This window comes from Pseudomonas sp. 9.2(2024) (assembly GCF_039695385.1).
Classification (GTDB): Bacteria; Pseudomonadota; Gammaproteobacteria; order Pseudomonadales; family Pseudomonadaceae; genus Aquipseudomonas; species Aquipseudomonas paraglycinae.
Window position 1 is genome coordinate 2,105,782 of the sequence record NZ_CP155585.1, and the last position, 18,356, is coordinate 2,124,137.

The following is an 18,356-nucleotide window of genomic DNA, read 5'->3' on the forward strand; positions in this document are numbered from 1 at the left end:
GCTCTGCTAGAGCGGCAAATAGCGACTCAACAACGCCCGCAACGCCGCCGGTTTCACCGGTTTGGCCAGGTAATCCAGCCCCGCTGCGTGAACCTGGGCCACGGTTTCCGGATGCCCGTCGGCGCTGATCACCACGCCGGGCACCGGTTCGCCCAGCCTTGTGCGCAACCAGGCCATCAGATCGGTGCCGGTTTCGCCGTGATCAAGGTGATAGTCCACCAATGCCAATTGTGGCCGCACGCCGTCGTCGAGCAGTGCCGCACATTCTTCGCGGTTGCGTGCGGTCCAGACCTGGCAGCCCCAGCGCGTGAGCAGGCTGTTCATGCCGATCAGAATGCTGTCTTCGTTGTCGATGCACAGCACCTGCGCGCCGCTGTGCAATTTGCCATTGATTTCCACCGCCGCCGCCGGCTGTACCGTCTGCGCTTTGGCCAACGGTACGCGGACACTGAACACGCTGCCGCGCCCCGGCCATGAGCGCACGCGCAAGGTATGGCCGAGCACGCGGCAGAGACCATCGGCGATCGCCAGACCCAGGCCCAGACCTTTTTCGGCGCGGGTCTGGTGGCTGTCGAGGCGTTTGAATTCCTCGAAGATCACTTGCTGTTTGTCCTCCGGAATCCCCGGCCCGCGATCCCACACTTCCAGACAGATTTCGCCTTTTCGTCGACGCACGCCCAGCAGTACCGGGCCTTTTGCGTAGCGGAATGCGTTGGTGAGGAAGTTCTGCAGAATGCGCCGCAGCAGTTTGATGTCGCTGTCGATGCGTAACTGACTTCCGCGTACCCGGAAGCTCAAGCCCTGTTCCTGGGCGAGCGCCTTGAACTCCGCGCCGAGAATATCGAACAGCTCATTGACCGCGAACGGCTTGCGATCCGGGTTGATCTTGCCGTTTTCCAGACGGGAAATGTCCAGCAGATCGCTGATCAGGTCTTCGGCCGAACGCAGCGAGCTGTCCAGATGCTGCACCAGTTTCTGCGCTTCGCCGCTCAGGCCGTCTTCCTGATGGGAGAGGGCGGCAGAGAACAGCCGTGCGGCGTTCAGAGGCTGCATCAGATCGTGGCTGACGGCGGCGAGGAAACGGGTCTTGGACTGGTTGGCCGCCTCGGCATTGCCCTTGGCTTCGGTCAGCGCGACGTTGAGTTGCGACAGTTCCTGCGTCCGTTCGCTGACCCGTTGCTCCAGCCCTTCGTTGGCCTCGGTCAAAGCCTGCTCGGCTTCGCGGAACGCGGTGATGTCGGTGAAACTCATGACGAAACCGCCGCCGGGCATCGGGTTGCCGATCAGCTCGATCACCCGGCCGTTGGGGAACAGCCGCTCAGACGTGTGGGCGCGGCCCTGACGCATCCAGTGCAGGCGCCGGGCGACATGAACTTCTGCTTCACCGGGGCCGCACAAACCACGCTCGGCGTTGTGGCGAATGATGTCGGCAATCGGTCGGCCAACGCTGATCAAACCGTCCGGATAGTTGAACAGTTCCAGATAGCGCCGGTTCCAGGCCACCAGTTTCAGCGACTGGTCGACCACGCTGATGCCTTGGGTAATGTTTTCGATGGCGCCTTGCAGCAGCGCACGGTTGAACTGCAGCACTTCCGAGGCTTCGTCGGCGATCCGGACGACGTCCTCCAACTGCATTTCCCGACCTTCGATGGCGGCTTTTACTACAGCTCGCGTCGAAGAGGCGCCAAGGACACCGGCCAGTAATCGCTCGGTGTGGGCGATCCATTCGCCGTCAGCGTTCTGATTCGGGTTGAAGCCTTTGCCCTGGCGATAGGCAAAGCGGATGAAGCTCTGCCGCGCGCGTTCTTCACCGACAAACCGCGCGGCCAGTTGCAGCAAGTCATCAATCTGCACCGCCAGCATCGAGCGGGCGCTCGGCCGTGCGCTGATCTCCTGACCGATAAAACGTCCGGCCTGCCAGTGCTCCGACACCCGGGTGCGCGACAGCACAGATACCCAGGCAAACAACGTGAAGTTGCCCGCCAGCGACAGCACCACGCCTTGGGTCAGCGGGGTGATCGGCAGGTTCAGCGGGTTGCTGTGCAGCCAGGCGAGCCCGGGGAAACTGTCCAGCGACCAGCCGAGGCTGCGCGCAGCGATCGGCAGGATCAGGGTGTAGAACCACAGGAACGTGCCGGCGGCGAGGCCGGCGAACACGCCGCGGCGGTTGGCCTGTTTCCAGTACAGCGCGCCGAGCATCGCCGGGGCCAGTTGAGTGACTGCCGCGAAAGCGATCTGGCCGATGGTCGCCAGGCTCGCGGTCGATCCGAGCAAGCGGTAGCTGACGTAAGCCAGCAACAGAATCACCACGATGCTGACCCGGCGCACCGAGAGCATCCACTGGCGGAAAACTTCGAACGGCCGCTCGGCATTGTTGCGGCGCAGCAGCCACGGCAACAGCATGTCGTTGGAGACCATGGTCGACAGCGCCACACTCGCCACGATCACCATGCCGGTGGCGGCCGATGCACCGCCGATAAACGCCAGCATCGCCAGCGCCGGGTGAGCCTGGGCCAATGGCAGGCTGATAACGAAAGAGTCGGGGATGACCGAGCTGGGCAGCATCATCTGACCGGCCAGGGCGATCGGGACGACAAACAACGCGGCCAGTGCGAGGTAGGCCGGGAACACCCATTTGGCCAGGCGCAGATCCTGCGGGTCGATGTTCTCGACCACCGTCACGTGGAACTGCCGGGGCAGGCAGATGATCGCCATCATCGCCACGCCGGTCTGCACCACCATCGACGGCCAGTTGATGGTTTCTTTCCAGTATTCCTCAAGGCGCGGGGCGAGCATCGCCTGATTGAACAGGTCGTCGAAGCCGTCATACAGCCCGTAGGTGACGAAGGCGCCGACGGCGAGGAAGGCGAACAGTTTGACCAGCGACTCGAAAGCAATCGCCAGCACCATGCCCCGGTGGTGCTCGGTGGCATCGAGGTTGCGCGTACCGAAAACGATGGTGAACAGCGCCAGCACCAGTGACACGATCAGCGCCGTGTCCTGGGCGCGGGTGCCCATGGCGTCGGCGCCGGCACCGATCAGCAGGTTTACGCCGAGGACAATGCCTTTGAGTTGCAAGGCTATATAAGGGAGAACGCCGACCAGACAGATCAGCGCGACGACCACCGCCAACGACTGGGATTTACCGTACCGGGCGGCGATGAAGTCGGCGATGGAGGTGATGTTCTCCTGTTTGCTGATCATCACCATCTTCTGCAGCACCCACGGCGCACCGAGCAGCAGCAGGATCGGCCCCAGGTAGATCGGCAGGAACGACCACAGCTGTTCGGCCGCCTGACCGACCGCGCCGAAAAACGTCCAGCTGGTGCAGTAGACCGCCAGCGACAGGCTGTACACCCAGGCGCGCACCCGTGGCGGCAGCGGTGCGCTGCGACGGTCGCCGTAGAAGGCGATGGCGAACATGATGGCCATATAGGCCAGGGCGACGGCGGCGATCAGCCCGGTGGACAACGACATGGAACACTCCCGACAGAAAACGACCGGACTCGCGCCCGGTCAGACAGTCTCGCACGGGCGCGACGGTTAGTCAGTGTCGACCAAGGTCGTGGCGCGGCGGGGTGTCGCAGGAACAGAACCGGGCAGTTCTGGGGTCAGTCCGGTTTGAGCGCGATGTCGATCAAGCGGTGCAGTTCTTCGACTTCCAGCGGCGCTGCCGAAAACAGAATGCGGAACACCACCGGGGACACCACCAGATTGATCAGACGATCCACGCTCGGCGCCGTTTCCTTGGGGTGGCGCTCGATGATGGTCTGCAGTTGCGCGCCGATGATCGTTACGCAATAGCCCGGCGTCGCGCTCGCCTGCACGTCGCGCATCATGTTGCGCCCGGGTTCCGAACTCATTTCGTCGAGATATTGTTCCGCCCAGGCGCGGATGTCGCTGCGCAGGCTACCGGTTTCTGCCGGCTCGCTGTCGGGACGCATGCGGGCGAGGGCGACGTCGGCCAGCAAGGCGGCCAGATCTCCCCAACGCCGATAAATCGTCGATGGCGTCACGCCGGCCCGCGCCGCGATTTGCGGGACGGTCACCGTTGAGCGCTCCTGTTCTTGCAGAAGCGCGCGGACTGCCGAGTGAATCGACTCCTGCACCCGGGCACTGCGGCCACCCGGGCGTAAACCTTCTTTAATAGCCATGCGGCAGACCTTAACACAAAGAATTTGCTTTAAGCGCAAGCCAAGAGCACACTCCGCAAAAGCAAAAAATTAGCTTTTGCGGAGTGTGCCCATGACCAGCCTTGCTTCCCATCGTTCCAGCCTGTGGTTTCTGGCGATCACCTTACTGAGTTTTCTCGCCGCTTCCACTGCGCCGACGCCGTTGTATCACCTGTATCAGGATCAGCTGCATTTTTCGGCAGCGGTATTGACCCTGATTTTCGGCGTCTACGCCCTCAGTCTGCTGGCCGCGTTGCTGACGGTCGGTTCGCTGTCGGATCACCTGGGACGCAAACCGGTGATCTTCACCGCTGTGATGCTCAATGCGCTGGCGATGCTGCTGTTTATCTACGCCGACAGCGTGGGCTGGCTGATCGGCGCGCGAGTGCTGCAAGGCTTCGCCACCGGCATGGCCACCGCTGTGTTGAGCGCGACGCTGCTGGACACTGATCGCCAGCAAGGGCCGTTGATCAACAGCGTTGCGCCGTTGCTCGGCATGGCATTGGGCGGCATGGGTTGCGGCTTGCTGGCCGAGTTCGCCCCGGCGCCGTTGCAGTTGACCTATTGGTTGCTGCTCGCGCTGTTTGTGTTGCAGGGCATCTATGTTTGGCGCCTGCCGGAAAGCGTCTCGCCGCAGGCCGGGGCATGGGCCTCGTTGCGGCCGACCCTGCATGTGCCGGTGCAGGCGCGTTCGACGCTGTGGCGAGTCTTGCCGCTGAACACCGCGACCTGGGCGCTCGGCGGTTTTTATGCCTCGCTGGCACCGTCGCTGGTGCGCACGGCCACCGGTTCCACCTCCAACCTGATCGGCGGCGCGACCGTGGCGGCGCTGACCGTGACCGGTGCATTGATGATCTACACCTTGCGCAATCGTCCTGCCTCCCGCGCGCTACAACTTGGGGCGAGTCTGCTGCCGGCCGGTATCGTGCTGATTCTGTTGGGCGTGCACAGCGCCAGTCTGTCGCTGTTCTTCTTCGGCACGCTGGTGGCCGGTTGTGGCTTTGGCTCGGGTTTCCTCGGAACGGTACGCAGTCTGGTGCCGCTGGCATTGCCTCATGAACGCGCCGGTTTGATGTCGGCGTTCTATGTGTTGAGTTACCTGGCGTTCTGCCTGCCGGCGTTGCTGGCCGGACATTTCACCCACAGCGTGGGCCTGCTGACCACCACCGATGTGTATGGCGCGGTGCTGATTGTGCTGGCGGTCGGTGCGCTGCTGATGAGTTTCCGGGCGCAAGCGGCCAAGACTTGCAGCGCTCCATAAGCCCGTCAGATTCGGTTAGCCTTGGCCAGCCCATTCTTCTCACGGATCGACGCATGAAGATCATCCGCAGCAAGACCTTCACCGCCGAGCGCGCCTGGGGCGCGCTCGACATCGCCAACATGAACGGCATCACCACGCGCCTGCACTGGACTGATCAGCCGTACAAATGGCACGTCAATGACGGTGAAGAAGTGTTTGTGGTGCTCGATGGTCAGGTGCTCATGCACTATCGCGAAGAAGGTGAGGAGAAGCAGGCCTTGCTCGACGTTGGCGATATCTTCTTCGCGTCCATCGGCACAGAACACATCGCTCATCCTCAGGGTGCGGCGCGGATTCTGGTGATCGAAACCGAAGGCAGTGCCTGACTGCATATCTGCAAAACAGATAACAGTTAGAGATATTACCCGTTATATAGATATTCGATTCGGTTCTACCATGAACTCAACCTCACCTGAGGACAGGAGTTCATGATGATTTGCCCCGACAGCGCCAAACCCGGCATCAAGCCATTCAGCCAGCTTCAGCACCCGCGTGAAGTGATTCGCCAATTCACCCCGAACTGGTTCGCCGCCACTATGGGCACCGGTGTGCTTGCGTTGGCGCTGGCGCAATTGCCGGTGTCCATTCCCGGCCTGCACGCCGTGGCCGAAGGGCTGTGGTTGTTCAACATTCTGTTGTTCGTGCTGTTTACCGTTGCCTACGCCGCCCGCTGGATTCTTTTCTTCGACGAGGCGCGGCGGATCTTCGGCCATTCCACGGTTTCGATGTTCTTCGGCACCATTCCGATGGGGCTGGCGACCATCATCAACGGTTTTCTGCTGTTCGGTCTGCCGCGCTGGGGCGATGGGGTCATTCAACTGGCCGAATTGTTGTGGTGGCTGGACGTGGCGATGTCGCTGGCCTGCGGCGTGCTGATTCCCTACATGATGTTTACCCGTCAGGAACACAGCATCGATCAGATGACCGCCGTCTGGCTGCTGCCGGTGGTGGCGGCAGAAGTGGCGGCGGCCAGTGGTGGACTGCTGGCGCCGCATCTCGCCGATGCGCACTCGCAACTGGTGGTGCTGGTCACCAGTTACGTGCTTTGGGCCTTTTCTCTGCCGGTGGCGTTCAGCATCCTGACCATCCTGTTGTTGCGCATGGCCTTGCACAAATTGCCCCACGAAAACATGGCGGCATCGAGCTGGCTGGCCCTGGGGCCAATCGGCACCGGCGCCCTGGGCATGTTGCTGCTGGGTGGCGACGCCCCGGCGATCTTCGCGGCCAACGGTCTGCCGGGCATCGGCGAAATGGCGTCGGGCCTGGGCCTGGTCGCCGGGATCACGCTGTGGGGCTTCGGTCTGTGGTGGATGCTGATGGCGCTGCTGATCACCGTGCGTTACCTGCGTGACGGCATTCCGTTCAACCTTGGCTGGTGGGGCTTCACCTTCCCGCTGGGCGTTTATTCGCTGGCAACCCTGAAACTGGGCAGCACGTTGCACCTGACGTTCTTCAGTGTGGCCGGTTGTGTACTGGTGACGTTGCTGGCGGTGATGTGGCTGATCGTCGGTAAACGTACGCTGCAAGGTGCATGGCGCGGCGAGCTGTTTGTTTCACCGTGCATTGCAGGTTTGAAGAAATAACCTGCAAAGATTAGGTAATGTGTGGCCTGGATCGCGGTTCGAGATTCTTATAAGCGTAGCCAGGCCACTCGCTACCTTCTCTTTCCAAAAACAACAGGGTCACACGGAAGATGAGTCACCCCTCACAGTTCAACCTGCTGCGCACCCGGCGCTTCCTGCCGTTCTTCATTACCCAGTCGCTGGGCGCGTTCAACGATAACGTGTTCAAGCAGTCGCTGATCCTCGCCATTCTCTATCGGCTGACCATCGAAGGTGACCGCTCGATCTGGGTCAACCTGTGTGCGCTGCTGTTTATTCTGCCGTTCTTTCTGTTCTCGGCGCTGGCCGGGCAGTTCGGGGAAAAATTCGCCAAGGACGCGTTGATCCGTCTGATCAAGCTGGCAGAAATCGCCATCATGGCCGTGGGATCCGTCGGCTTCCTGTTCGATCACCTGTCGCTGATGCTGGTGGCGCTGTTCGCCATGGGCACGCACTCGGCGCTGTTCGGGCCGGTGAAATATTCGATCCTGCCGCAGGCCTTGCGCGACGATGAACTGGTCGGCGGCAACGGGCTGGTGGAGATGGGCACGTTCCTGGCGATCCTGGCCGGGACCATCGGTGCCGGAGTGATGATGTCGTCGGCCAATTACGCGCCGGTGGTGTCCGCCGCGATTGTCGGCATCGCCGTGCTGGGCTATCTGGCCAGTCGCAGCATTCCCCGCGCCGCGGCGGCCACCCCGGAGATGCGCCTGAACTGGAACATCTTCAGTCAGTCCTGGGCGACCTTGAAACTGGGCCTGGGGCAGACGCCAGCGGTGTCGCGCTCGATTGTCGGCAACTCGTGGTTCTGGTTCGTCGGGGCGATTTATCTGACGCAGATCCCGGCTTACGCCAAGGAGTGGATGCACGGCGACGAAACCGTGGTCACCCTGATTCTGACGGTGTTTTCGGTCGGTATCGCGCTGGGTTCGATGCTGTGCGAGAAGCTATCCGGACGCAAAGTCGAGATCGGCCTGGTGCCGTTTGGCTCGTTCGGCCTGACGGTTTTCGGGCTGTTGCTGTGGTGGCATTCCGGTGGAATTCCAGAAAGCGCTGTTGGCCATAGCTGGACCGAAGTGCTGAGTTTCGGCCATGCCTGGGCGGTGTTGATCGATGTGCTGGGCCTCGGGATCTTCGGCGGTTTCTACATCGTCCCACTGTACGCGCTGATCCAGTCGCGCACCGCCGAGAACGAGCGGGCGCGGGTGATTGCCGCCAACAACATTCTCAACGCGCTGTTCATGGTGATCTCGGCGATTGTCACCATCGTGTTGTTGAGCGTGGTCAAGCTGTCTATTCCGCAGCTGTTTCTGGTGGTGTCGCTGCTCAACATCGGCGTCAACGCCTACATCTTCAAGATCGTCCCCGAGTTCAGCATGCGTTTCATGATCTGGTTGCTCAGCCATTCGATGTACCGCGTCGAGCATCGCAACCTTGAGGCGATTCCCGATGAGGGCGCTGCGTTGCTGGTGTGCAACCACGTGTCGTTCGTCGATGCGTTGCTGATTGGCGGCGCGGTGCGTCGGCCGATTCGTTTTGTCATGTACTACAAGATCTACAACCTGCCGGTGCTGAACTTTATCTTCCGCACGGCGGGGACGATTCCTATCGCCGGACGTCAGGAAGACATCCAGATCTACGAAAAAGCCTTCACCCGGATTGCCCAGTATCTGAAGGACGGTGAGCTGGTGTGCATCTTCCCGGAAGGCAAGTTGACCGCTGATGGCGAGATCAACGAGTTCAAGGGCGGGCTGACGCGGATTCTCGAAGAGACACCGGTGCCGGTGATTCCGCTGGCGTTGCAGGGGTTGTGGGGAAGTTTCTTCAGCCGCGATCCGAACAAGGGAGTGTTCCGGCGCTTGTGGTCGCGGGTGACGCTGGTGGCGGGTTCGCCGGTTGCTGTTGAAGCAGCGCAGCCAGCGGAGTTGCAGGCGTTGGTCGGGGAATTGCGCGGGACAGTCAGGTAGCTGTTGATTGTGCGGGCCTTATCGCGAGCGGGCTCGCTCCCACATTGGAACTGTAAATGCAGAACTACTGTGGGAGCGAGCCTGCTCGCGATAGCGGCAGTGAATCAGGCGCTGACCTTGAGCCCGATCAACCCGGTGACGATCAACGCCACGCTGGCCAGGCGAATCAACGCCATCGATTCGCCAAACAGAATGATCCCGGCAATCACCGTGCCCACGGCACCGACGCCAGTCCAGATCGCATAGGCCGTGCCCAGTGGCAATTCCTTCATTGCCAGACCCAGCAGGCCAAGGCTGACTGCCATGGCGGCAACGGTGAGAACGGTCGGAAGCGGACGGGTGAAACCGTCGGTGTATTTCAGGCCGACGGCCCAGCCGACTTCGAACAGGCCGGCGAAAAACAGAATGATCCAGGACATGAAAAACCTCCATCGATTGACGGGGCCGTCCCCAGATTGAAAACTCGATTGAGCCGCAGGGTCGTCCCCGCGTGGCGCACATACTACCGAAAATTGTGCGCCGCGCCTTGATCCGGGATCAGTCGGCCGCCTGTTGCGCCAGAGTCTCACGGTCTTGTTTTTCGCTCATCCGTCGGAAGTACGTCGACAGCAGCGCCCCGGAAATGTTGTGCCACACACTGAACAACGCGCTCGGCACCGCCGCCAGCGGCGAGAAGTGCGCACTGGCCAGCGCAGCCCCCAACCCCGAGTTCTGCATACCGACTTCCAGCGCCAGGGATTTGCGCTGCGGCAGCGGCAGGCCGAACAGGCGCCCGGTGAAATACCCCAGCAAATAGCCGAAGCTGTTGTGCAACATCACCACGGCCATGATCAGCAGGCCGGATTCGGCGATTTTCGCCTGGCTGGCGGCAACCACGGCGGCAACAATGATCACGATGCTGACCACCGACACCAGCGGCAGCACTTCCACCGCGTGGCGCACCTTGTCCCCAAGCACTCGTTGCGCGACCACGCCGAGAACGATCGGCAGCAGCACCACTTGCAGGATCGACCAGAACAATTCCATGAACGAAACCGGCAACCAGGCCGAGGCCAGCAGCCAGATCAGCGCCGGGGTCAGCAGCGGGGCGAGGAGGGTGGTGACGGCGGCGATGGCCACCGACAGCGCAAGGTCGCCACGGGCCAGCCAGGTCATGACGTTCGATGAGGTGCCGCTTGGGCAGCAACCGACCAGAATCACGCCGACGGCGATTTCCGGCGGCAGATGAAAGATCTGGCACAGCAGCCATGCCATCCCCGGCATGATCACGAAATGCGCGACCACGCCCAGCGCCACACGCCACGGATGGCGGGCGACGGCGGCGAAGTCGTCGAGTTTGAGGGTCAGGCCCATGCCGAACATCACCAGCCCGAGCAGTGGCACGATCGCGCCTTTGAGGCCGAGGAACCAGGCCGGTTGCAGGAACGCGATCACCGCGAAAATCAGAACCCAGTAAGCGAAGGTGTTGCCGACAAAACGACTCAGTGCAGCCAGTGCGCGCATGGCCTGTTCCTTATTATGTGAAAACGCCACCGAAGCGGTGGCGTTTGAAGATAACCCAAAGACTGCGCAGAGGCTTAGATGCCCTGCGGAGTCTCTTCGCCGCCCAGTGCTTCAACCAGCGCCGGCAGGAAGTCGCCGAACGTCAGCATCATCAGGGTGAAGCTGGCGTCCAGTTGGCCGAGGGCTTCGTCGCCGCCGTCCTGTTCCGCCTGATCCTGCAGCAGATCTTCGAACTTCAGGCGCTTGACGGTCATCTTGTCGTCGAGCATGAACGACAGCTTGTCCTGCCAGGCCAGCGACAGTTGAGTCACCACCTTGCCGGTGCTCAGGTGCAGCTGGATTTCTTCGCTGGTCAGGTCCTGACGCTTGCAACGCACGATGCCGCCGTCTTCGTGGGTGTCGCGCAGTTCGCACTCGTCCAGCACGAAGAAGTCCGGGGCGGCTTGCTGGGTGGTGACCCATTCGGTCATCACGGCGGTCGGCGCGGTTTTCACGGTCAGCGGGCGAACCGGCAGGGTGCCGATCACTTCACGCAGGGTGGAGAGCAGGTCTTCGGCGCGTTTCGGGCTGGCCGAGTTGACCAGGATCAGACCCTGTTTCGGCGCGATGGCGGCGAAGGTCGACGAGCGGCGGATAAAGGCGCGCGGCAGGAAGGCCTGGATGATTTCATCCTTGATCTGATCGCGCTCCTTCTTATAGACCTTGCGCATCTGCTCGGCTTCGATCTCTTCGACCTTTTCCTTGACCGCGTCACGCACGACGCTGCCGGGCAGGATGCGTTCTTCTTTACGGGCGGAGATCAGCAGGAAGTCACCGCTGACGTGCACCAGTGGAGCATCTTCGCCCTTGCCGAACGGCGCGACGAAACCGTAGGTGGTCAACTCCTGGCTTGCACATGGACGCGCCAGTTTGGTGGCCAGTGCAGTTTCCAGCGCCTCGGCATCGACAGGCAGGTCTTGGGTCAGGCGATAGATAAGCAGGTTTTTGAACCACATGGGGTGAGTCTCTCCTTTATACAAAGGGGGGCATTATTGTCTTCGCCGGGTCATAGGCCAACCCTTCTCTAAGCCTTTGGAAGGGCTGAGAAAATTATTTAAAAAAGTGCTTGCCAGAGGTTGGGTCGCTCCGTAGAATGCGCGCCACACCGAAGCGAAGGGTGATTAGCTCAGCTGGGAGAGCGTCTGCCTTACAAGCAGAATGTCGGCGGTTCGATCCCGTCATCACCCACCATTCGTTTCAAGTGTTTAGCGCAGCGGTAGTTCAGTCGGTTAGAATACCGGCCTGTCACGCCGGGGGTCGCGGGTTCGAGTCCCGTCCGCTGCGCCATATTCGGTAACCTGGAACACTGAACGCCAGGTCACCACGGAAAAACCCGCCAAGGCGGGTTTTTTTCTGCCTCGAGTTGTACATGCGGGATGTGTCGTTTCACGGTTTTCGGATTTATTTGAAAAAAACTTCAATTAAATCAACACATTACGAAAATCTGTGGCATAATGCGCCCCGTAACGAAGCGAAGGGTGATTAGCTCAGCTGGGAGAGCGTCTGCCTTACAAGCAGAATGTCGGCGGTTCGATCCCGTCATCACCCACCATTCGTTTCAAGCGTTTCGCGCAGCGGTAGTTCAGTCGGTTAGAATACCGGCCTGTCACGCCGGGGGTCGCGGGTTCGAGTCCCGTCCGCTGCGCCATATTCGGTAATCTGGAACACTGAACGCCAGATCACCACAGAAAGCCCGCCTAGCGCGGGCTTTTTGCTGTCCGGGATTTGGCTTTTGCCGGCCTGAACATGAGAAAGCGACCTTTGAAGGTCGCTTTTTTCGTTTCTGGCGCTGCTATTGCGCCGAGTTGCGGCTGTGGCGGTAATCGCTGACCGCTTCATACACCGCCTTGCGCAGGCGGTTGATCCCGCCAATCGGGCGATGAGCGTCGATGCCGAACCAAGGGTTGAAGGAAAGGTTGTCGCATTGCAGGTTCAGCGCCGGGGTGTCGAAGTCCTGCGGGGGCAGGGTGATCCGCGCCACTGTCTGGAATGGGCTGTCCTGCTCGCGCCATTCGATGCTGGTGTCTTCGATCGGCATGTACTTGTTCGCGTCCTGCCGCTGAATTTGCAACACGAAACACGCCGGAATCCGGTCGGTGGACAGCTGTTGATTCAGCGCATTGCGCAGGAAGTTCGGCAGATCCTGGTTCTGTTTCGGCAAGGTATAAGCGGGGCAGCGCTCCGGATCCGGCATCACCCGGAACTTGGCATTGGCCTCGCCGAACTTGTAGGGCGATACCGAGAAATAGGTCGTGCGGGTCGGGCTTTCCGGCGGTGGCGATAGGGTTGCCAATGCAATGAACAAATGCCGGATCTGCCAGCTGCGCGGATCCCACCCCGGAAAAAACGCCATGACCTTCTTGCCGTCAGCCTGCGCCGCCACATTCTGACGATACTCGGCGACATCGCTGACAAAGAAGTTCGGGTGACTGAACATCACGAAATCCTGCTCGTGCAGCCCCTGACGGTCCCCCAGCAACTGCTTGCCCGGCACATCGAGCAATTTGAGCGCCATGCCCCGGGCATCGCGGATGCTGTCGAATTGCGGATAGGCGTTGCCGTTGGACAGGCGCATCGTCGCTTTCCACAGCTTGCCCGGTTCGCTGAAAACGCCCTGGCGCAATTCCTGAGCCAGATCCGGCAACACCTGCACATCGGCCTTCACGCAGCCATGAGCCTTGGCATGTGCATCGCGCAGGTAGCGGGTGCTTTCGCGGTGCTGATCGACGATGCGCACGGCGGTCTGAATCACGTCCTGGGTCATGGCGGCTTCGCCATCTGGAATCTGCTCCAGCGCCGACACCGGGCCACGGTGCTGCCAGGCGAACCACGCGGTGCTCAGTGCCCAGCCGATCAGACCGATCACCAGCAGGATCAGCAGGGTTTTGCCCAGTAACCGTCCCAGCCAGAGCCAGAAACGCGCCAGTATCGAAGGTCTTTTGAAGGAATTGAAGATCATGGCAGTTGCGCCTCCAGCGGGCCGCCCAGCACTTTCAGGTATTCAAGCAGCGCCCAGCGCTCTTCTGGCTGCAGCAGTCGGCCGATGACGCCGTTGCCGCGCTCGCCGGCGCGGAATTCGTGGCCGCTGTTGTGGTTGCCGGTGATGCGGGTGTCGAACAGGAAACCGTTGGTGAAGGCTTCGGTGCGGTAGCCCAGATGGCGCGGGTCGTATTCGAAGGTGCCTTTATAGAAGGTGGTGGCGCGCTCGTCCTGAGGCGACAGCAACTGATAAAGGCTCGGCACCGAGCCGTTGTGCAGGAACGGGGCCGTGGCCCATACGCCGGCAAGCGGACGCGCCTTGTAGGCGACTTTTTCGCGAACGCCGATCGGCAGACCGAAGCCGTCGAGCTGTGGTTTCTCGGCGGCGGTGACGCCTGCTTCACGGTACGCACGGTTTTCCACGAAGGCGGTGACGTAAGCCAGTCCCTTGGCCACTGACAGCTGGCTGAGGTCCAGTGGCTCCTTGGGTTTGGGATGCAACTTCACGTCCATTTGTTCGAGTTCCGCCGGGTTCCATTGCAGGGCGGTCAGGTCGAAGCGGTGATTGGCAATGTTGTTGGCGGCATTCGGGTCGGTGCCGATGACGTCCACCGGGAGCATGTGCAGATGTTGCACCCAGCGTTCGCCGTCCTGGGTCTGGCGCGGTACGTGGCACCCGGCGCAATTCTCGGCGAACAGGGCTCGCCCCTTGGCTGCCAAGGGTTTGTCGACGGCGCCGAGCAACTCTTCAGGCCATGCCGGCGGTCGCAGTTTTTGCAGGGTTTCTTCGATCTTGTGCAGATCACGCACACGTACGCTGGAGGCATAGCGGTCATCGCCCTGCAGCGGCTGGCCGTTGGTGCCGAAAAAATTCAGGGTGGCGCCGACGCCCAGCGCCTCGCCGATATTGCGTGCCATCGGTTGTTGCGCCGAACCGTTCCACTGCACCCAGTCGAAGGTCCACATGTCCCAAAGCTGCGGGTAATCCACCGGGGCGTTGGCCACGCGGTAGTTGTCCGGGGAGATCGCGTCGCCGAAGGTCGCGTTGGCGATACGCCCGAACGCATCGGTGCGCCCCGGGCCTTCTTCGGTGGGGTAGAGGCCGCGATGGGTGTCGTTCCAGGCCACTTTGATGAAGGTGTTGAGTGAGCTTTTGAAGTCTTTGCGCAGTTGTTCGTGGCGTGCGTCGTAGTCGTTGCCCAGCACGTGGCGGGCGAAGCGCTCGAATTTCCACGGGTTGTAGTAAGTTGAGGTGAGACTGGCGACCAATGCCTGTCCGAAACTGCCGCCGCGCAATGTAGGAACGCTGGAGGGCAACACATGCTGGGCCGAGCCGCCGTCAATACGGATTGCCTGGCCATTGAAGTGCAGTTCACCGGTGTGGCAGGCCGCACACGTGATGTCGAGATATTGCTCGGCGCTGCCGGGATTCTGGTGCCGGGCGAAACCTACCGGCAGATTCCCCGGGTTGTCCGGCGTGGCTTTCTGCTGCGGATCGATCAGAAAGCCGAAGCGCGCGAGGTATTCCGGGGAGGCAAAACGTTGCTGCGAGAATGGCAGCTCCAGCGCCTGAAACCATTCGTAACGAAGGCCTTTGACCTGCGTTCCCTGCGGAGTGAAGTAGTAGGTCTGGCGCTCTTGCTCAGTCCACTGGTTCAGGTAGTGCACCTGTTTTGCGGGCGCAGGGAAGGGCAATCTCGGATTGGCGACATAGTAAAGAACCACCGCCAGGACCAGTCCCAGCAGCACCACGATCAGCGTCAGCACACGGTATAAGAGGCGCAAGATGAACATCCTTGTCGAGTTGTTGCGCTGTTATGCCTGAGCCGAGTCCTGTGCGGCAAGTGGCCATTACGCCAAGTGTTGTGGGAAGCGGCATCAATCGCTGTCGGCGAAAGATGACAGAAGCTTCATCGTGCCTTTCGCCAAATGCTTTTTAATCCCTGAACTTATCGGAAGATTCCTGCTCTCATGCCGGTAGCCATTGGTCGTGGCGGCCTGATAAGCTCGCGGCTTTACTCGATTGCCCTTTCGGCGCATGAACAAGGAAATAGCATGAAACAGCATCGGTTGGCGGCGGCGGTTGCCCTGGTTAGCCTGGTACTCGCGGGTTGTGATTCGCAGACCAGCGTAGAGCTGAAAACCCCGGCGCAAAAAGCTTCCTACGGTATCGGCCTGAACATGGGCAAGAGCCTTGCTCAGGAAGGCATGGATGATCTGGACTCCAAAGCGGTAGCCCAGGGCATCGAAGATGCCGTCGGCAAGAAAGAACAGAAGCTGAAAGATGAAGAACTGGTCGAAGCTTTCGCCGCGCTGCAAAAGCGTGCCGAAGAGCGCATGGCCAAGATGAGCGAAGAGTCGGCAGCCGCCGGCAAGAAATTCCTCGAAGAAAACGGCAAGAAAGCCGGCGTGACCACCACCGCTTCCGGTCTGCAGTACGAAGTGGTCAAGAAAGCCGACGGCCCACAGCCTAAGCCGACCGACGTCGTGACCGTTCACTACACCGGCAAGCTGACCAACGGCACCGTTTTCGACAGCTCCGTCGAGCGTGGCAGCCCGATCGATCTGCCGGTCAGCGGTGTGATCCCGGGTTGGGTAGAAGGCCTGCAACTGATGCACGTTGGCGAGAAGTACAAGCTGTACATCCCTAGCGATCTGGCTTACGGCGCACAATCGCCGAGCCCGGCAATCCCGGCCAACTCGGTTCTGGTTTTCGATCTGGAACTGCTGGCCATCAAGGATCCAGCCAAAGAAGACGCCGCCGCCAAGTAATCTTCGCCGGTTTCAACAACAACGCCTCGCTTATGCGGGGCGTTGTTGCATCTGGACGATGGTCGGCGTAAACAGACCGAACCGATGCCGGTCATGGCAGTCCTAGACTTTAAGGTTGCCCGCGCTAGACGCCCGGGGCCGCCAAGTCAATGAAATATTGGGATTTTATATGTGAGTAAAAAACGCCCGATCTGAGCGCAGCCCTTATGAAACGGGGCTCTCAGCGCTGAAATGCAGCTCTGTTCACAAGGTTATCCACAATTTGTGTGGATAACATTTCAACGGGAGAAATAAATGAAAGCGCCGTGGAATTTCGCCCGATTCCTGCCTTTGGCCGGACGCCTGCTGGCTCGAGGTCGCTTGCCGACCTTGTTGTTCGCCGTGGCCAGCAAAGGCGCCGCTCAGGGCAATCGTCTCGGCAAGCTGAAGGACGATCTGCGTCTGTTGCAGGCGTTGTGTCTGGCGTACTGGCGCGGCGAGTACCGTGCGATCAGCGCCAAGGCCATCGTTTCGGTGGTGGCGGGTCTGATGTACTTCCTCAGTCCGGTGGACGCCATCCCGGATTTCATTCCCATGTTCGGCATGCTCGATGACATCGCCGTCCTCGCCTGGCTGATGAAAACCCTCGACGATGAACTGAATGCCTTCCGCCTGTGGCGCCAGCGCCAGGCTCCGGAAAAGCTCAGAGTGGTCGAGCGTTTACCCGATACACCCGAGCAACTTCAGCTTCAGGGGCCGAAAAAGTCCTGAATCGCGACAGCCTCGTACACAGATAGATACCCCCCACGACCTTGGCCGCTGTTAGGATTACACTTCTAGGGAAAAGTGCCGACTCGCTAAGTGTTGTTGTCCTACGGGGTAGTCATGGATATTCAGATAATTGCACGCGATGGCGAGCCCGAATATGCGGTTCTGCCATGGGCTCAGTATCAGGCTCTACTGAAAGCAGCAGGCATCAACGAAGCACCGTCGCAACTGGCTCCAGCGCCGCTTGCGGCAACCCCGGACCCGATTCTTCCAGGTCTGGATCAGTTACGCAGTTTGCGCGAAGGGAAGGGCATCGCCATCGAGGCGCTGGCCCGCACGGTAGGCATCAGCCCGTCTTACCTGGCCATGATCGAAAGTGGCGAGCGTCTGCCCGACGCCGCGATTCGCCGCAGCCTGGCCTGGGAGTTGACGGTGCCAGGGTGGAGGGAACAATCGTGAGCGTACGCATCAGTCGTCAACATTGGGACGGATTGCTGGGGGAGCTGGATCAGGCGCGCAGGCAGCGCCATCTTTTGACTTATCGAGCCTTGCTTGAACGCCTGCAACTGCCCACGCCGGCCATGCAGACATTGACCGCGGCACTTGAGCATCTCGCCGCACTGGACGCGAAAGCCGAACAACCGTTGCGCAGCTCGCTGGTGATCAGCCAGGGTGCCAGCCGCCTGCCACGCACCGGTTTCTTTGAGTGTGTCGAGCGTCTGGGGCGCTTTTCCGGGCCGTCCGACGGCGTTGCCGCCGCCTCCTGGCATGCTTCGGAAGTGGTGCGGGTGTTTGAGTACGAGTACCCGGAATCGGCGGAGGCCTGAGTGTTTTTACGACTCAAGGCGCGGGCAAGTTACTGGCTGGCCCGTAGGCTGTTTCACTGGTCGTGGTTTGTCCGTCAGCCCCGCGGCTGGCGCTGGCTCGAAGGACAGTTTGCACGCATGGCCAACCTGGGCGATGTCGGTGCGCAAAGTTTTTACGGGCACATCCTGACGTTTCGCGGGGTTGGCCTGGGCGCGCGTGAAGAAGGTGTGCGGTTGTTGCGACTGGCTGCGCTGGCCGGGGATGGCAAGGCGGCGTATCAAGTCGGTGTCATCAGTCTTGCAGGTACGCCGAGCAAAGCGCCAGATCCTTCGGAGGCCGCTCGCTGGTGGACCATGGCCGCGAAGGCCGGGCATCCGTTGGCGGAGCTCAAGTTGAAAGAGCTGGCCGGCCGAGACGCTTCTCGATAAGCAAATCATCTGTTCCGTGAACGGGGCGTGAGGGAAACCTC

16 protein-coding genes and 4 tRNA genes are annotated in these 18,356 nt (G+C 60.9%); 13 read left to right on the forward strand and 7 right to left on the reverse strand.

Annotation, left to right across the window (positions count from 1 at the left end; translation table 11 throughout):
- Positions 1 to 6 precede the first annotated feature (6 nt).
- Positions 7 to 3,477 (reverse strand): hybrid sensor histidine kinase/response regulator, encoded by a 3,471-nt coding sequence (locus ABFB52_RS09515; RefSeq protein WP_085747055.1) that lies wholly within the window; start codon positions 3,475 to 3,477, stop codon positions 7 to 9.
- A 134-nt stretch (positions 3,478 to 3,611) separates the two neighbouring features.
- Positions 3,612 to 4,154: a TetR/AcrR family transcriptional regulator gene (locus ABFB52_RS09520; RefSeq protein WP_102718411.1), complete on the reverse strand. Its 543-nt coding sequence runs from the start codon at positions 4,152 to 4,154 to the stop codon at positions 3,612 to 3,614.
- A 91-nt stretch (positions 4,155 to 4,245) separates the two neighbouring features.
- On the opposite strand from ABFB52_RS09520, the gene ABFB52_RS09525 reads away from it, so the two are divergent.
- The 4 genes from ABFB52_RS09525 to ABFB52_RS09540 all read left to right on the forward strand — a co-directional run bounded on the left by ABFB52_RS09525 (position 4,246) and on the right by ABFB52_RS09540 (position 9,040).
- Positions 4,246 to 5,433: an MFS transporter gene (locus ABFB52_RS09525; RefSeq protein ID WP_129973576.1), complete on the forward strand. Its 1,188-nt coding sequence runs from the start codon at positions 4,246 to 4,248 to the stop codon at positions 5,431 to 5,433.
- 53 nt (positions 5,434 to 5,486) lie between these two features.
- On the forward strand, positions 5,487 to 5,798 hold the full coding sequence (locus ABFB52_RS09530; protein WP_129973577.1) for a cupin: 312 nt from the start codon (positions 5,487 to 5,489) through the stop codon (positions 5,796 to 5,798).
- A gap of 105 nt (positions 5,799 to 5,903) precedes the next feature.
- A complete protein-coding gene (locus tag ABFB52_RS09535) occupies positions 5,904 to 7,055 on the forward strand; it encodes a TDT family transporter (protein ID WP_129973578.1) in 1,152 nt (383 codons plus the stop codon).
- Between the two features lie 110 nt (positions 7,056 to 7,165).
- Positions 7,166 to 9,040 (forward strand): MFS transporter, encoded by a 1,875-nt coding sequence (locus tag ABFB52_RS09540; RefSeq protein WP_085747051.1) that lies wholly within the window; start codon positions 7,166 to 7,168, stop codon positions 9,038 to 9,040.
- A gap of 104 nt (positions 9,041 to 9,144) precedes the next feature.
- On the opposite strand, the gene sugE is transcribed toward ABFB52_RS09540, so the two are convergent.
- The 3 genes from sugE to rdgC all read right to left on the reverse strand — a co-directional run bounded on the left by sugE (position 9,145) and on the right by rdgC (position 11,538).
- Entirely contained in the window at positions 9,145 to 9,459 is a 315-nt protein-coding gene (gene sugE, locus ABFB52_RS09545; protein ID WP_039769847.1) for a quaternary ammonium compound efflux SMR transporter SugE, read from the reverse strand.
- Positions 9,460 to 9,577: 118 nt separating this feature from the next.
- Complete coding sequence (locus ABFB52_RS09550) at positions 9,578 to 10,543, reverse strand: bile acid:sodium symporter family protein (protein ID WP_064378690.1); 966 nt, start codon at positions 10,541 to 10,543, stop codon at positions 9,578 to 9,580.
- Between the two features lie 74 nt (positions 10,544 to 10,617).
- A complete protein-coding gene (gene rdgC, locus ABFB52_RS09555) occupies positions 10,618 to 11,538 on the reverse strand; it encodes a recombination-associated protein RdgC (protein WP_007950430.1) in 921 nt (306 codons plus the stop codon).
- A 159-nt stretch (positions 11,539 to 11,697) separates the two neighbouring features.
- Between rdgC and ABFB52_RS09560 the strand changes: the two genes are divergently transcribed.
- The 4 genes from ABFB52_RS09560 to ABFB52_RS09575 all read left to right on the forward strand — a co-directional run bounded on the left by ABFB52_RS09560 (position 11,698) and on the right by ABFB52_RS09575 (position 12,230).
- Positions 11,698 to 11,773, forward strand: a tRNA-Val gene (locus tag ABFB52_RS09560).
- Between the two features lie 19 nt (positions 11,774 to 11,792).
- Positions 11,793 to 11,869: transfer RNA gene (locus ABFB52_RS09565), tRNA-Asp, on the forward strand.
- 189 nt (positions 11,870 to 12,058) lie between these two features.
- Positions 12,059 to 12,134 (forward strand) — tRNA-Val (locus ABFB52_RS09570).
- A 19-nt stretch (positions 12,135 to 12,153) separates the two neighbouring features.
- Positions 12,154 to 12,230, forward strand: a tRNA-Asp gene (locus tag ABFB52_RS09575).
- Positions 12,231 to 12,374: 144 nt separating this feature from the next.
- Here the strand turns inward: ABFB52_RS09575 and ABFB52_RS09580 are convergent.
- A complete protein-coding gene (locus ABFB52_RS09580) occupies positions 12,375 to 13,511 on the reverse strand; it encodes a catalase family protein (RefSeq protein ID WP_178082628.1) in 1,137 nt (378 codons plus the stop codon).
- A 26-nt stretch (positions 13,512 to 13,537) separates the two neighbouring features.
- On the reverse strand, positions 13,538 to 15,346 hold the full coding sequence (locus ABFB52_RS09585; protein WP_129973580.1) for a di-heme-cytochrome C peroxidase: 1,809 nt from the start codon (positions 15,344 to 15,346) through the stop codon (positions 13,538 to 13,540).
- Positions 15,347 to 15,616: 270 nt separating this feature from the next.
- On the opposite strand from ABFB52_RS09585, the gene ABFB52_RS09590 reads away from it, so the two are divergent.
- The 5 genes from ABFB52_RS09590 to ABFB52_RS09610 all read left to right on the forward strand — a co-directional run bounded on the left by ABFB52_RS09590 (position 15,617) and on the right by ABFB52_RS09610 (position 18,315).
- On the forward strand, positions 15,617 to 16,333 hold the full coding sequence (locus tag ABFB52_RS09590; RefSeq protein ID WP_007950433.1) for an FKBP-type peptidyl-prolyl cis-trans isomerase: 717 nt from the start codon (positions 15,617 to 15,619) through the stop codon (positions 16,331 to 16,333).
- 294 nt (positions 16,334 to 16,627) lie between these two features.
- Positions 16,628 to 17,083, forward strand: coding sequence for a YkvA family protein (locus ABFB52_RS09595; RefSeq protein ID WP_007950434.1), 456 nt, complete (start codon positions 16,628 to 16,630; stop codon positions 17,081 to 17,083).
- Between the two features lie 114 nt (positions 17,084 to 17,197).
- Positions 17,198 to 17,539 carry a helix-turn-helix transcriptional regulator gene (locus tag ABFB52_RS09600; protein ID WP_102688669.1) on the forward strand — a complete coding sequence of 114 codons (342 nt, stop codon included), beginning with the start codon at positions 17,198 to 17,200 and terminating at the stop codon, positions 17,537 to 17,539.
- Positions 17,536 to 17,907 (forward strand): hypothetical protein, encoded by a 372-nt coding sequence (locus ABFB52_RS09605; protein ID WP_003223109.1) that lies wholly within the window; start codon positions 17,536 to 17,538, stop codon positions 17,905 to 17,907. Before ABFB52_RS09600 ends, ABFB52_RS09605 begins: the two co-directional genes overlap by 4 nt.
- A complete protein-coding gene (locus ABFB52_RS09610; protein WP_064378694.1) occupies positions 17,908 to 18,315 on the forward strand; it encodes an SEL1-like repeat protein in 408 nt (135 codons plus the stop codon).
- Positions 18,316 to 18,356: the final 41 nt, after the last annotated feature.

Coding starts and splice junctions, on each gene's coding strand:
- ABFB52_RS09540 (WP_085747051.1), top strand. CDS start 7,166: ATGAGTCACCCCTCACAGTTCAACCTGCTGCGCACCCGGCGCTTCCTG.
- ABFB52_RS09525 (WP_129973576.1), top strand. CDS start 4,246: ATGACCAGCCTTGCTTCCCATCGTTCCAGCCTGTGGTTTCTGGCGATC.
- ABFB52_RS09595 (WP_007950434.1), top strand. CDS start 16,628: ATGAAAGCGCCGTGGAATTTCGCCCGATTCCTGCCTTTGGCCGGACGC.
- ABFB52_RS09600 (WP_102688669.1), top strand. CDS start 17,198: ATGGATATTCAGATAATTGCACGCGATGGCGAGCCCGAATATGCGGTT.
- ABFB52_RS09520 (WP_102718411.1), bottom strand. CDS start 4,154: ATGGCTATTAAAGAAGGTTTACGCCCGGGTGGCCGCAGTGCCCGGGTG.
- ABFB52_RS09530 (WP_129973577.1), top strand. CDS start 5,487: ATGAAGATCATCCGCAGCAAGACCTTCACCGCCGAGCGCGCCTGGGGC.
- rdgC (WP_007950430.1), bottom strand. CDS start 11,538: ATGTGGTTCAAAAACCTGCTTATCTATCGCCTGACCCAAGACCTGCCT.
- sugE (WP_039769847.1), bottom strand. CDS start 9,459: ATGTCCTGGATCATTCTGTTTTTCGCCGGCCTGTTCGAAGTCGGCTGG.
- ABFB52_RS09535 (WP_129973578.1), top strand. CDS start 5,904: ATGATTTGCCCCGACAGCGCCAAACCCGGCATCAAGCCATTCAGCCAG.
- ABFB52_RS09515 (WP_085747055.1), bottom strand. CDS start 3,477: ATGTCGTTGTCCACCGGGCTGATCGCCGCCGTCGCCCTGGCCTATATG.
- ABFB52_RS09550 (WP_064378690.1), bottom strand. CDS start 10,543: ATGCGCGCACTGGCTGCACTGAGTCGTTTTGTCGGCAACACCTTCGCT.
- ABFB52_RS09590 (WP_007950433.1), top strand. CDS start 15,617: ATGAAACAGCATCGGTTGGCGGCGGCGGTTGCCCTGGTTAGCCTGGTA.